Origin of the sequence: Aneurinibacillus sp. REN35 (assembly GCF_041379945.2) — a bacterium.
Taxonomy (GTDB): domain Bacteria; phylum Bacillota; class Bacilli; order Aneurinibacillales; family Aneurinibacillaceae; genus Aneurinibacillus.
The window spans coordinates 123,728-136,855 of sequence record NZ_JBFTXJ020000001.1; the positions used below are offsets into that span (position 1 = coordinate 123,728).

The following is a 13,128-nucleotide window of genomic DNA, read 5'->3' on the forward strand; positions in this document are numbered from 1 at the left end:
GGGAAGGGAAAAGGATGAATAAAAAAGTGCTTATAGCTGGTGCCATGGTAAGTATGTTATTGCTTGCTGCCTGTGGACAAACCGAAAAGGATGAGGCTCTAACACAGACGAGTGGACAGTCGACTGCGCCCATAGCAAATAAAAAAGAGCAGCAAATGATTATGGATATCATAGCGAAGGAGTCACGCCTGGAAATGAAACCGGGTCTTATGTTGCCAGTTTGGACATACGGAGGGAGTGTGCCGGGCCAGGAGATCCGGGTGAAACAAGGACAAGAGGTTATTGTAAAGTTAAAAAATGAACTTACAGAAAATGTAACCATACACTGGCATGGCTATCCTGTTCCTTCTGAAATGGATGGAGTACCTGGCATGTCACAAAACTCGATAAAACCAGGAGAATCGTTTACATACCGATTCAAAGCAACCGTTCCGGGTACGTATTGGTATCATTCCCATAAGGATAGTGCCGCCCAGGTTGATAAAGGATTATATGGAGCACTTATTGTCGAGGGGGAAGACGAGGAAAAAACAGCAAGAGATTATACACTCGTATTAGACGAATGGGAGACGAATACAGCCAATCAGGGCCATTCCATGAATGGAATGGATCATGCCAACATGGAGAATATGAATAAGCATGCAGCAGATAATCACACTTCACCTATGAACAAGATGAGTATGGATCACATGTCCTCCTATGATTTATTTACAGTGAACGGGAAATCGGGGGCGCTAATTGAACCTCTAGCAGCTCAGACAGGGGAAACGGTTCGGTTGCGCTTGATTAATGCCGGTTACCAGCTTCGTCTCTTCGATTTTGGAGATGTGCCGTATAGAGTTGTATCGACAGATGGACAGAAAATTCAACAGCCAAGTGAAGTAAAGGGAAAGGCACTTCCGATCGGTCCAGGGGAGCGCTATGATGTGATCTTTACAACACCGTCGTCCAGCTTTGAAATTCTGGATCGAACCCAAAGGGAAGCGGCAAAAGACGTGAAGGTGGTTGTGCAAAACCAAGAAAATAAGAAAGTGACACCGAGCGGCAAGGCCGCTGCAGAGTTATTTGATATCGCCAATTATGGGAAAGCCACAGCGCCGACGCAGTCTGGGGGTCCAAAATACGACAGGCAATTTCATATGGTATTCGAAGACATAATGGATCCGAGATCAGATATGGGAATGAAGTATACGATTAACGGAAAGTCCTTTCCTGATACTGAAAAACTAACAGTCAAAAAGGGAGAGTATGTAAAAGTAACCTATGAGAATAAAGGAGATGCCAATCATCCTATGCATCTTCATGGACACTTTGTAAAAGTGTTGTCTAAAAACGGAAAACCAGTATCCGGTTCGCCAATTAGTAAAGATACGCTAAATGTAAAGCCAGGTGAGAAATATGAAATCGAATTTGTTGCTGATAATCCTGGTAATTGGATGTTTCACTGCCATGACTTACATCATGCAAGCACAGGAATGGCGACCACAGTAGAATACGAAGGGTACAAAAACCCTGTAAAATTAAATGGCAATGAGCAAGGTGAATAAATACCATTCATCAAAGGTGTAGAGATTTTTCTACACCTTTTTCATGTGCGCATGAAGGAAATGAGCAGCAATGCAAGAAAAAAGGTGACAAGAAATATACCAATATGTACGACCCAGCTTTTTTTCCACTTATACCAAATAAAAGTTGCTAGTAGAACGGAAAAAGTAAAAAGAATAACGTTTTGCAATAGAGTAATCACATATTTTTTGGTCGAGTTTTCCGTAGAGATGGTGGAGCCGACCGATATGTATTCAACAGTCTCATACGGAGTAAATAAACATTGACAAAAAATTATTTTTGTGTTATAATTAAAAATTTTACATTGATTTAATGTTTTGGGCTGTGTTACATATAATATGTACCATTTTACGATAGCGTACAGCAAATTTTATAAAAGGGGAGAAGGCGATGAGGATTGCGGGTGGAGTAGAAATGATTGAGTTAAGCATTCAGGGGTATGTATTACACCCTACATTCGTTTGGAATGAAAAAGAGGCCGTTCTTATTGATGTCGGGATGCCCGGCCAATGGGAAGCAATACGGATGGCTATGTGTAAAGTCGGCGTATCGCTTGATAAGGTAAAAGCGATTATTCTGACCCATCAAGATATTGACCATATCGGCAGTCTGCCCGAAATTCTTCAAGCCTTTTCTCATCAAATCGATGTATATGCACATGAACTGGATAAGCCATATATTGAAGGGGATCTCCCGTTAATTAAAACAGATGTAAGCCGCATGAGTAAAGAGGAAAAAGAGGCCCTTCCGGAATCGATGCGTACTCTATACGAAAATCCGCCAAAAGCAAAGGTGAACAAGATACTAACAGATGGAGAAGAGCTTCCATTTTGTGGAGGTATTCAGGTGATTGCGAGTCCAGGGCATACACCCGGACACTGCAGCTTATATATAAAACAGAGCAAAACGCTTGTGGCTGGAGATGCGATGGTGTGTGCAGGCGGTACCTTACGTGGGCCTGTTGAGCAGACGACATTGGATATGGATATGGCTTTTCAGTCAGTAAAGAAATTTTTGCTTTTTGATATTGAGTCAGTCATTTGTTATCACGGTGGGCTATGTAACACGAATATCCAAGAGCAGCTAGTGAAGCTTACGGCGTTTGCCTAATGCAACGAGTACAGATGTGGTACAATGAGGGAAAAGAAGAGAGAGGGTGTTATCATTGGAAAAAGCAAAACTACAAGATTACTTTTTAAACCAACTGCGCAGCAATAAAATCCCAGTCACCGTGTTTACGACAAAAGGGGTACAAATCCGTGGATTGATTACGTCGTTTGATCAATATACGGTTGCACTGCAGGTGGAGAATAAGCAAAACATCCTCTATAAAGCAGCCATTTCTACCATTGCACCACTGAAGCCGGTTTCACTATCGTAGGCAAGGTAGCTTGCTCGCTTGTTTGCCAGTAAAGGGTGGTGTCCAGCAATGGATGAACACGGTATTCTGTCTTTTGTTAAGGAACTGGAGCGTCTGAAGGATATTACGAGAACGGCATGGACAAAGGAGGGCAGACGAGAGAGTGTGGCTGAGCACTCCTGGCGTCTTGCTGTATTTGTCCTTGCGCTTGAAAAGGATTTTCCAGATGTAGATTGCAGTAAAGCGATTCGTATGTGTCTGATTCATGACCTTGGTGAAGCATATGAAGGAGATGTATCTGCCAAAGAACAAGTAGACCAAAAGAAAAAATTAGCAACAGAAGCAAAGGCATTGCAGACCTTGCTGTCGCCACTTTCGGAAGCGGTACGCAATGAGTTTATTAACCTTTGGCAAGAGTACAATCAAGGGGAGACGAAGGAAGCGAAGCTTGTTAAGGCCGTTGATAAAATGGAGACCATTATTCAGCATAATCAAGGCCGTAACCCTTCTGATTTTGATTATGTATTTAACCTTGATTATGGCAAAGAGTATGCTCGTGACAATGATGTATTGAAATCAATGCGAGAGATTCTTGATCAAGAGACGAAAGAGAAAATCAACCAGAACACGAACACATCAGAGAAGAAGCTGTTTTGATACGTACACTTCCACAAACGTGGCTCTTCATTTCTCTCTGTATTTCGCAAGTGTTATTTTTATGTCTGTTGCCATTTGTGCTTCGTTTGATTATTTATGTACATCCGCTTGCCGCAGGGATGATGTGGATGCTTGTTACTTTTGGCGTCATATTCGCTACGATTGTTTTATATGCTGCATTACATAGGCAGCGAATTTTTATATCCTATCGCATCTTTTTGGTTTTATTGACTTTGTATGGGGCATGCTTACTCATCTTATTATTTTTTCGCCCGTCGAATCAAGTATACAATGAGTATAATCTCTTTCCGATGCGGACAATTTTTTTCTATAGTAAGGAAGAGATAGAACTCTCTGTTGCTGTCTACAATCTGGCAGGAAATATCGGCTTGTTTGTGCCGTTTGGCTTCTTTCTTGCTCTGCATTATGCCTATTATAGAAAAGAAAAAAGACACAGCAAATATTTCATTCCTGCAGCCGCTATCGTAACTATTGAAGTACTACAGTATGTGACGCATCGCGGCCTGCTCGATATTGATGATTTTCTGTTCAATATGGCGGGGATTGTCATTGGTGTATGGGTGTATCGAATGAGTAAACCGCTCTTTACAGTCAGGTAATTCGTAGAAGGCCGTTCCAAATCTGGAACGGCCTTTTTCACTACCCTGTTACGTGAAATTTGGATACATCAGGTTTTTTGACGCTCATGATATTGGCCTGCTCTAGCGCATAAGCGACATGGAGCACAAGGTCTTCTCGGAAGGCTGGCCCCATGATCTGCAGTCCGACAGGCAGTCCATCACTTTGGCCGCACGGCAAGCTGAGAGCAGGGAGACCTGTGAGGTTACCAACACCGGTAAAGCGAATGATATGGTCAAGGAAACTAACGTCTTTGCCATTTAGATGTACGATATCCTGTCCAATGAAGGAAGGGAGAATAGGAAGTGTAGGTGTAAGTAAAACATCTACTTGTTCGAAGGCTTGTTTATATTCAAGGTCAAGCCGTCTGCGAATCTGCTGTGCTTGCAGGTAATCGACAGCAGACGGGATTTCCCCAAGTTCAAGTAGAAGGCGAACATCATCTCCGAAGTCCTGGGGCCGTTGGCGAAGATTTTCGTGATGAATCGCACTTGCTTCCGAAGTAATCGTGATCATCTCCGCGAATTCCGCATACTGCATGGTAGGAAGTTCAATCGAAATGATCTCGGCACCCATCTGTTCTAATAATCTGATTCCGTTGCGGATAAGCAGCTCCACTTCCGGGTCGACATTATGGAAGAAATAGGCCTCATTGATACCGATTTTCATACGGCTTACATCAGTTGAGAGTAGAGTCGTATAAGGAGCGGTTGGTGTATTAACGCAAGTAGGGTCTTTGCTGTCATAACCCGCCATTACTTCAAGCATCGCAGCAGCATCCCACACGGTTTTGGTCATAGGGCCAATATGATCGAGCGACCAGGCGAGAGGGAAACACCCGTATTTGCTTACGCGTCCATGCGTAGGCTTGAGGCCGACGATGCCGCAAGCAGAGGCGGGAATGCGTATTGAACCTCCCGTATCCGTACCAACTGATGCAATCGTCATATCGGCTGCTACAGCAGCACCCGAGCCTCCGCTTGAACCGCCGGGGATTTTCTCGATATCCCACGGATTACGGCAGGGACCGAAATGCGGATTATTCGTTGTTGCACCCCAGGCATATTCATGCATGTTAAGCGTACCTGTGAAAATAACGCCTGCTTCCTTCAGCTTGGATACGACGGTTGCGTCATAGGAAGGGGTGAAGTCTTGATGGATTTTAGATCCGATGGTGGCAACCTCGTCCTTAAAATATAAAATATCCTTTAACGCCATAGGAATACCATGAAGCGGTCCACGGTATTGACCTGCCATGATTTCTTTTTCGGCCTGCTTAGAAGCGGCCAGGGCTTTATCCCTTGTGATATGAATATAAGCATTAATCTGTGGATTGTATGTCTCTGCCTGCTCAAGCACCGCCTCGGTCACGTCTACAGGGGATACTTCTTTGTTTTGTAGAAGCGGTGCTAATTCTTCAATTGACTTGGCAGCAAGTTTATTGTTCATTCTTTCCACCTCCACCTGGCATATGATAGAGGGCAATATCCGCTTCTTCTAACGGTATCTGAGATGCATCTCCTTTTAATGTAACGATTGACTGCCAAAGGGCTGCAAGAATAGGGTAGTCTTGCTCGGGTGCTTCAATTCCTTTGCCTTGTAAAAGGACGCGAATGGTTTGCTCCAACACACTTCATCTCCTTTTATGATTAAATAGTAAGAATCAAGATTAATCATACTAAACAAATTTTTTATTGTAAATATTCAGATATTTATATCGTTTTTAAGTCATTTTTAAAAAACCCCTAATCATAGGGATCAGGGGTGAATACATGGAAGAGCACCGATGAGATGACTATGTTAATAAAGCGTCCGCTACTAGCTCATACGATCGCAAGCGTGCCTCATAGTCATGAGTAATAGTGACAATCATCCATTCATCGGCCTCGTATTCTGCTTGAAGTGCGTGAAGCTGTGCCGTAACCTGCTCCTTTGTGCCAATCAGCATGCGCTGCCGTTTTGTTTGAATCATCTCTCGTTCTTCATCCGTATAGGCATAAGCCAACGCTTCTTCTACACTTGGAATTCCTCCGGATATCTTTCCCTTCTCTGTCTGTATCGCCCATAGGTCGAGACTTGTGGCCAGGCGGTTCGCTTCCTCTTCTGTGTCCGCACAGATCGCGGAGAGTGCAACCATGACATACGGATGCTGCTTCACATAAGAAGATTGAAAGTTTTTGCGGTAGTTTCGTACGATATCAGGTCCAAAGCTTTCGCTCATAAAGTGTCCAAAGGCAAAGGATATGCCTAACTCTGCAGCATATGCAGCGCTTTTTTCGCTTGTACCAAGCAGCCATGCTTCAGGCGGGACAGGTGGGATGGGACGCGCATGAATGCCGGAGAAGGCATGGTCGCTAGCAAGATTCTGGTGCAAATATCCAAGCGTGTCGGATACAAGGGAAGGAAAGTTATAGACATTCTGCAAATAATTTTCCCGTAGCGCCAGCGTTTCGTGGGCAGAGCCTCCGGGAGCCCGGCCTATTCCTAAATCAATTCTGTCTGGATATAGAGAGGAGAGAAGATTGAAGTTCTCGGCTACTTTATACGGACTGTAGTGCGGGAGAAGAACGGCCCCCGAACCAATGCGAATCGTAGACGTAATCGCGCCTAATTGTCCGAGAAGTATCTCAGGGGAAGGATTTGCAAGGTATTCCATGCCATGATGCTCGGCTACCCAATAACGTGTATAGCCGAGCTTCTCCGCCCGTTGCACGAGGCGTGCTGTTTGCGCGAGCGCTTCACCTGCACTGCTGCCGCTTGAGACCGGGGATTGATCAAGGATGCTTAGCTTCATATATATCTCCGTCCTGTCTGTATTTTTTGTTTTCATGGTAGCAAGGAGGGGCATAGAATGCAAACAAACCCGTATAGTATATATCGGGCGGGTTGATTTTTGCACGTAAGAGGCGTACCATACATATATATTTTATATCGACATACAAGAATGTCAAAAAAAGAGGTGAGATTTGTGTGTCCACGTACCAAGGAGCAAAATGAACAGATCCGTAAGAAGCGTATGTTTCAAATACGCAGGGTGGCAGCCGAAGTGTATTTACAAAAAGGACTTCGTATGGAAATTGGTGATATTGCCCAAAAAGCCGGCATCGGCCGAGGCACCATATATCATTATTATAATAATAAAATCGCCCTGCTTGAGGATCTGCTGCTGGATGCTTTACAGGAGGCTAAGCAATTGACAGAGGAGACGCTTAAGGGTAACGGATGCCCGGCGAAGCGATTGGAGGCGTATGCGCGAGCACAGCTAAGCACATGGATGGAGCAACCGTTTATTTTTATTCTGTATAAGAATTTTTTTCAGGATCATGAGCCGCTGCCCATCAACAATAGCCAAGAATTAGAGCGGCAGGTTCGGGTGGAATTGTATACACCGGTGATGAATACCATACGTGAAGGCACCGCCTCTGACAAGCTGGCTGATGTAGGAGAAGAAACAGCCGTGGAATGGTTTTTCGGTACATTAATCGGGACAGCGGCTATCCATCTCAGCAAAAAGGAGAGCGGATTAAAAAATCATGACCATATAAAATGGGTAGATGATGTGATGTCAATTCTGTGGAACGGATTACAACGATAAATAAGGAGCGGTAATGAATGATTACACTAAAAACAGAAAAAGAAATTGAGCGAATGCACGAAGCCGGGAAGCTGTTGGCTTCATGTCATAAAGAAATTGCCAAACGAATGCGCCCTGGCATCACCACATTCGAAATTGAGCGCTTTGTGGCGGACTATCTGGCTAAGCATGGAGCAACCCCGGAACAGAAGGGGTACCAAGGATATCAATACGCGACGTGCGCGTCCGTTAATGATGAGATCTGCCATGGATTTCCTACGAAGAAGCCGGTGAAAGATGGGGATATTGTCACTATTGATATGGTAGTCAACCTCAATGGTGCACTTGCTGATTCGGCGTGGACACATACAGTTGGCAGTATCTCTGAAGAGGCGAGCCATTTGCTGCGCGTAGCCAAGACGGCATTATATAAAGGCATTGAGCAGGCGCTTCCCGGCAATCGGATTGGAGATATCGGACACGCGATTCAGACATACGCTGAATCAGAAGGTTTCTCGGTTGTCCGTGATTTTACGGGTCATGGCATTGGAGCGGTTATTCATGAAGATCCGTTCGTCCCGCATTATGGAAAACCGGGCAAGGGGCAGCGACTAAAGGAAGGAATGGTTATCACCATTGAGCCGATGATCAATGCGGGTACGTGGCACTCTAAAATGGATGCGAACGGGTGGACAGCAAGAACAAGAGATGGTAAGCTGTCGGCCCAGTATGAGCATACGATTGCGATTACAAAAGATGGCCCGCTCATTCTTACGGAACAGAGTGGAATATAACTTGTTACTTTTTCGTAAAAAGTTGACCCGAACTGGTCAGCTTTTTTATGTTTGCTGAACGAGTAGGCTGATGAAATCCGTATTTTACTTTCCTAAAATCACCACGAGAGAGGAAGAGGAAGCTACACATACTACTTCGTAGGAGGTGTAGAAATGAAACAATGGATTAAACGCTGTACCGTGTTATCGGTTGCTGTTATAATGGCAGGCTCCCTTGCGGCTTGCGGTCAAAAGGCAGCTCCGAATCCATCGACCACTCGTACGCAAAATTATCAGATGCATGCCACTCCGAATTATACAAACGGAATGCAGCCGTATGGAAATTATACACCGTATGCTGCACCTGGTGGCGTTCACCCGTACACTACGGGTAACACAAAACAACACGCAACCGCGGATCGTGCGGCTTCCGTTGCCGCTAAAGTACCGGGAGTTACCCATGCGACAGCGGTCGTACATGGCAAAGACGTTGTAGTCGGACTTGACATCAACAACGTTACCAAGGGCAGAGCGAAGATTGAGCGCGATGTTCAGCGCGCCGTAAAATCAGCAGAGCCTGGATATAATGTGCATGTAACGGCAGATCGCGGCATCCATCAGCGGGTACGTACGCTTAATGATCGCGTTCGCGCAGGCCATCCGGTCCATACGCTAACACAAGATGTGGGTGTGCTCATTCGTGACATCGGTCGTGCGGTTACGACTCCTTTCCGCTAAGTGATACTTGCTTGTAAGTGAAAGAGGAGAGGTTCCATCATGGAACTTCTCCTCTTTATCTATGCAGAAACACGGTGTATTATTTTGGCTTCTTAGTGGATACTTTTTTGTCTTTATAGGATAGCAGCTGCGATACGGTAATGAAGCGGTAACCTTCTTTAGCTAATTGATCTAATATGATTTCTAAGGCTTTTACGGTCTGCTCCCGGTTGCCGCCAGAATCATGAAATAATACGATATTGCCTGGTTTGGCACTCGCACATACTTTGTGGACAATCTTTTTTACGCCAGGATTGGTCCAATCCTTTGTATCTTGGGTCCATGACCACATAACGACGAGATGTTTTTCACTTTTAGCAGCATTTACGACTTTATCATCATAGACGCCGCCAGGTGGACGGAATAGGGCAGGGTATGTGCCTGTAATCGAATGAATGATGTCGTCCGTATCTTTGATTTCTTTTTTTAAGTTGGCAAGCGAAATTGTGCGCAGCTGCGGATGACGGTATGTGTGATTGGCAATTTCATGTCCTTTTTTCTGCATGTCTCGAAGAAGGGAAGGATTTTTTTCTGCTTTATGCCCCATCACAAAAAAAGTTCCTTTGGCTTTGTGCTTATCCAATAATTCTAGGATTTGTTTGGTGTAGTGTGGGTCCGGTCCATCATCAAAGGTTAAAGCGATTACTTTTTCCTTCGTATGTATATCCCATACAATATCCCCTTTTGCTTCCCAGTACGCTCTATTTTTTGTTTCCGCTGTTATGTGTGTAGGATCAACACAAAACGTAAGCAGCAAAACAATACTGAGGATAAGGCGACTTTTCATTTTAGTCCACTCCTTTCAGATCCTTTTCGGTAAGTGATGTGTGATTAAGCAATAAAAAGTACGTATCAATACCGGTATGAATCGCATTTGCGATTTGTGCTTGATAGGCTGCTGTCGTCATTAATCTGCGTTCTTGGTGGTTGCTGATAAATCCCATTTCAACAAGAATGGTAGGGCAAATCGAATGATTGAGCATATAAAGTCTTTTTCCGGGCTGAGGAAGTTCGGTAACCTTGAATAAATTATTCAAAGAATGCTGGACCGTATCAGCAAGCATAAAGCTTTGATTGTTTTTTTGATACAGTACAATCGGGCCGTGTGACGAGGTATCACTTGACGTATTGACGTGCAGGCTCACCATGATTTTCGGTGAGAGTTCTTTAGCCAGATGTTTACGCTGTGCTAAGTCTTTGCGATGGCGAGAATGGGTAAGCAGCCAATTGTTATCATCGCTCAATGCATAGTCTTCCGTCCGGTTAATGACGACATTGTATCCCTTCATAGAAAGCTGCCTGTAGAGTAGCTTGGCAACCTCTAATGTGATTGTTTTTTCCATTACATTGCCATGTACAGCCCCTCCGTCAATGCCTCCGTGTCCTACATCAATCAGAACATCCACAGGGGTATTCACTTGGTGTAGGGCATAGACCGGTGTAAAAAGAAAAGTGAAGAGGAGTGTCCATACAGCAATGAACATTGTTTTTGGTCTCATAAATAATCATCTTCTCTTTCATGACAGAGTACGTTGCATTGTTAGTGTGAGCCACCTAGCTTGTTTTTAAGATGGTTATTTTTGGAGAAGGGGCAATCATATTTTTGCTGCGGCGTCTGCGAATAGTTTTCATGAGATCAACACAAAATAAGGTTGTACATACCAGAAAGGAGTGAGAGTATGGCACGAATCGGAGTTGAAAATTCGTTGGGTGATATTAAACAGTATCTAGAGAGCCAAGGTCATCAAGTGATGGAGATGAACGAGGCCAACCTAAAGAGTTGTGATTGCTGTGTGATATCCGGACAAGATCAAAATATGATGGGTATGGCAAGCGCGGTGACAAAAGCGCCTGTCATTAATGCGGATGGCATGACAGCAGAAGAAGTGCTGCAGGAAGTACAGCGTACGTATCAACAATAAGGGAAAACAACACAAGGAGAGGGTGCGTTCGCATTCTTTCCTTTTTTTATGAAATTAGCACGGTAAATACGACTTTATTACCTAGCTAGAGGTGGATTCATCACGTAAAATCCTGGTATACACTTTTAAAAGTACGCCGAAAGCATGTGTGTTTTGATAATAATGAGGCCTATAGACGTGGATGAAAAGTAGGGAAGGAAGAGGCGGGATGAAAGAGAAACTGGTGAGAGCTTGGCGTCAGTTTTGGTACAACTATTATATGCAGCTTTACTCAAGCTGCGAGCAGGGGAAACAAAAAGAGAGGCTGCTTAAAAAAGCACGTCTGTACAAATTTTCTTAATAGGGGAGCCGACGTGGCTCTTTTTTTGTTAAGGCTGGTATTGGTTGCTGTTTTTCTTCAACCTTTTTGGAGTCTATTGCGTCTATAATTAAAGAAGGGGAAGCATAGTAAGGAGGAATCACGATGAAACGATACAAAAGTACATGGTTAAGGAGCGGGGCTGTTCTAGCTGTGATCCTGATGCTAGGAGCATGTTCATCTGGTGAGCCACAGCCGCCAGCATCGCAAAACCAAGTAAAACCCCAGCAGCAGCCACCAGAAAAGCCTGCCGATGCTCCGGCCGAATCGCCATCCGCACCTGCGCAGAAGCCGCAGAGTCCAGCAAAAAATAAAGAGATCGAAGTTGAGATTGAAGGAATGAAAGAAGAAAAGCAGGGAACACTGTTCAACAGTGAGCAAGGATACTATTTGTACACACTTCCACGTTTTGCGGCAAGCGCCGAAGAGCCAGGACGCGATATCATTATGGCAGACTATGATGACCGTCATATGATGCGCATTCAGCTGCTGCCGCAAGACGCGGACATAAACAAAGAAGTCGAGCAGGCCAAAAAAGAACTGGGAACGCTTGGGGCGGTCAATGAGAAAACGGATGCAGTTGATCCATTCTTCCAAAAAGCCAAAGCGTACCTTTTCGCATCAGATGCACAGTACACACGTGAGATTATCATTCAAAAGGTGGACGGGAAATGGTTTCGTTTCACATTAAACATCGCCAAGACCGAATCAGCAGAGGGAGTCGTACCAAGTTTTCGTGCGATGATTAAGACGATACGGATTGGCTAATCCATAGAGAGGGACAGCGTTTTTTAACGTTTTACCCGTTTGTTTAATAATTCTAAATTATTTTTCTTTGTTCATTTCCTTTCCCTTTGGGACAAGAGTTTGTACAATAAAAAGATATGGTCAATAATGCATAGGAGTAGGGGTGATTCTTATTCGTACATACAAAGATATGACCAGTGGAGAAAAGCGCAGCCTCACGCTCTCAATGAAGAAGTATGCCGACGCGTTTGCGGAAAAGCATAAGGGCGATTTGTCCAGCTTTGCCAGCGAAGCGGATGTTATCGATACATTTTATGCCGAATGGCTGAAAGACTCGTTAGATTCGCATTATGCCTGGTGTTCTGAGAAGAACGAAGATGCAGCGGGCTATACGGCGAAGGGCTACCATGAACAAGCTGGTTTTGCAGAGGAAACAAAAGCAAAGGCTCTAGCTATTCTGACAGAGAAATTGGATATGGCAGGCGTGCAGCAAAAAGCACCACAGACATCCGTTTCTAAACAGCCGAAAGCAAAAGAGCCTAAGAAGGTAGAAGCCGTTACGCAGACGGCTGCACCAAAGAAGACAGATGCAGAAAAGCGTAAAGCAAAACGCAAGAATGCATCCAAGCTTGGCCGCAACGATGTATGCCCGTGCGGCAGCGGCAAGAAGTACAAGAAATGCTGCCTTGAAGCAGGCGTGGAGTATACCCAAGTTCGCGGGAAATTCGTAGCCACTTCCTAATTTGGAAAGTACA

17 protein-coding genes are annotated in these 13,128 nt (G+C 44.5%); 12 read left to right on the plus strand and 5 right to left on the minus strand.

Going from position 1 to position 13,128, the window contains the following annotated elements; all coding sequences use genetic code 11:
• The first annotated feature begins 14 nt into the window (after nucleotides 1-14).
• The 5 genes from AB3351_RS00610 (at nucleotide 15) to AB3351_RS00630 (ending at nucleotide 4,203) form a co-directional block, all read left to right on the plus strand.
• Nucleotides 15-1,547, plus strand: coding sequence for a multicopper oxidase domain-containing protein (locus AB3351_RS00610; RefSeq protein WP_371145173.1), 1,533 nt, complete (start codon nucleotides 15-17; stop codon nucleotides 1,545-1,547).
• A gap of 409 nt (nucleotides 1,548-1,956) precedes the next feature.
• The gene (locus AB3351_RS00615) at nucleotides 1,957-2,676 is read left to right on the plus strand and encodes an MBL fold metallo-hydrolase (protein ID WP_371145174.1); all 720 of its coding nucleotides are present in this window, start codon (nucleotides 1,957-1,959) and stop codon (nucleotides 2,674-2,676) included.
• Nucleotides 2,677-2,731: 55 nt separating this feature from the next.
• The gene (gene hfq / locus AB3351_RS00620) at nucleotides 2,732-2,947 is read left to right on the plus strand and encodes an RNA chaperone Hfq (protein ID WP_206246505.1); all 216 of its coding nucleotides are present in this window, start codon (nucleotides 2,732-2,734) and stop codon (nucleotides 2,945-2,947) included.
• Between the two features lie 48 nt (nucleotides 2,948-2,995).
• Nucleotides 2,996-3,583: an HD domain-containing protein gene (locus AB3351_RS00625; RefSeq protein WP_371145175.1), complete on the plus strand. Its 588-nt coding sequence runs from the start codon at nucleotides 2,996-2,998 to the stop codon at nucleotides 3,581-3,583.
• A complete protein-coding gene (locus AB3351_RS00630; RefSeq protein ID WP_371145176.1) occupies nucleotides 3,580-4,203 on the plus strand; it encodes a VanZ family protein in 624 nt (207 codons plus the stop codon). The genes AB3351_RS00625 and AB3351_RS00630 overlap by 4 nt, the downstream gene beginning before the upstream one ends.
• A 40-nt stretch (nucleotides 4,204-4,243) precedes the next feature.
• Here the strand turns inward: AB3351_RS00630 and AB3351_RS00635 are convergent, their stop codons facing one another.
• From AB3351_RS00635 to AB3351_RS00645, 3 genes are all read right to left on the minus strand, one after another.
• A complete protein-coding gene (locus AB3351_RS00635) occupies nucleotides 4,244-5,671 on the minus strand; it encodes an amidase (protein ID WP_371145177.1) in 1,428 nt (475 codons plus the stop codon).
• Nucleotides 5,661-5,849, minus strand: a complete 189-nt coding sequence (locus AB3351_RS00640) for a hypothetical protein (protein ID WP_371145178.1) — start codon at nucleotides 5,847-5,849, stop codon at nucleotides 5,661-5,663. The genes AB3351_RS00635 and AB3351_RS00640 overlap by 11 nt, the downstream gene beginning before the upstream one ends.
• Nucleotides 5,850-6,017: 168 nt before the next feature.
• Nucleotides 6,018-7,016 (minus strand): LLM class flavin-dependent oxidoreductase, encoded by a 999-nt coding sequence (locus tag AB3351_RS00645; protein ID WP_371145179.1) that lies wholly within the window; start codon nucleotides 7,014-7,016, stop codon nucleotides 6,018-6,020.
• 174 nt (nucleotides 7,017-7,190) lie between these two features.
• Here AB3351_RS00645 and AB3351_RS00650 point away from each other — a divergent pair, with 174 nt between their 5' ends.
• The 3 genes from AB3351_RS00650 (at nucleotide 7,191) to AB3351_RS00660 (ending at nucleotide 9,307) form a co-directional block, all read left to right on the plus strand.
• Nucleotides 7,191-7,817 (plus strand): TetR/AcrR family transcriptional regulator, encoded by a 627-nt coding sequence (locus AB3351_RS00650; RefSeq protein WP_371145180.1) that lies wholly within the window; start codon nucleotides 7,191-7,193, stop codon nucleotides 7,815-7,817.
• A gap of 17 nt (nucleotides 7,818-7,834) precedes the next feature.
• Nucleotides 7,835-8,590, plus strand: coding sequence for a type I methionyl aminopeptidase (gene map, locus AB3351_RS00655; RefSeq protein ID WP_371145181.1), 756 nt, complete (start codon nucleotides 7,835-7,837; stop codon nucleotides 8,588-8,590).
• 153 nt (nucleotides 8,591-8,743) lie between these two features.
• Nucleotides 8,744-9,307, plus strand: a complete 564-nt coding sequence (locus AB3351_RS00660; protein ID WP_371145182.1) for a YhcN/YlaJ family sporulation lipoprotein — start codon at nucleotides 8,744-8,746, stop codon at nucleotides 9,305-9,307.
• 79 nt (nucleotides 9,308-9,386) lie between these two features.
• Here AB3351_RS00660 and AB3351_RS00665 read toward each other — a convergent pair whose 3' ends face one another.
• Together AB3351_RS00665 and AB3351_RS00670 are read right to left on the minus strand one after the other, a co-directional pair.
• The gene (locus tag AB3351_RS00665) at nucleotides 9,387-10,133 is read right to left on the minus strand and encodes a polysaccharide deacetylase family protein (RefSeq protein ID WP_371145183.1); all 747 of its coding nucleotides are present in this window, start codon (nucleotides 10,131-10,133) and stop codon (nucleotides 9,387-9,389) included.
• Nucleotide 10,134: 1 nt separating this feature from the next.
• Nucleotides 10,135-10,845: an N-acetylmuramoyl-L-alanine amidase family protein gene (locus tag AB3351_RS00670; RefSeq protein ID WP_371145184.1), complete on the minus strand. Its 711-nt coding sequence runs from the start codon at nucleotides 10,843-10,845 to the stop codon at nucleotides 10,135-10,137.
• Nucleotides 10,846-11,025: 180 nt separating this feature from the next.
• Between AB3351_RS00670 and AB3351_RS00675 the strand changes: the two genes are divergently transcribed.
• The 4 genes from AB3351_RS00675 (at nucleotide 11,026) to AB3351_RS00690 (ending at nucleotide 13,115) form a co-directional block, all read left to right on the plus strand.
• Nucleotides 11,026-11,268 (plus strand): YkuS family protein, encoded by a 243-nt coding sequence (locus AB3351_RS00675; protein WP_371145185.1) that lies wholly within the window; start codon nucleotides 11,026-11,028, stop codon nucleotides 11,266-11,268.
• 208 nt (nucleotides 11,269-11,476) lie between these two features.
• Nucleotides 11,477-11,608 (plus strand): hypothetical protein, encoded by a 132-nt coding sequence (locus AB3351_RS00680; protein WP_371145186.1) that lies wholly within the window; start codon nucleotides 11,477-11,479, stop codon nucleotides 11,606-11,608.
• 123 nt (nucleotides 11,609-11,731) lie between these two features.
• Entirely contained in the window at nucleotides 11,732-12,394 is a 663-nt protein-coding gene (locus tag AB3351_RS00685) for a hypothetical protein (RefSeq protein ID WP_371145187.1), read from the plus strand.
• 142 nt (nucleotides 12,395-12,536) lie between these two features.
• Nucleotides 12,537-13,115, plus strand: a complete 579-nt coding sequence (locus AB3351_RS00690) for an SEC-C metal-binding domain-containing protein (protein ID WP_371145188.1) — start codon at nucleotides 12,537-12,539, stop codon at nucleotides 13,113-13,115.
• Nucleotides 13,116-13,128: the final 13 nt, after the last annotated feature.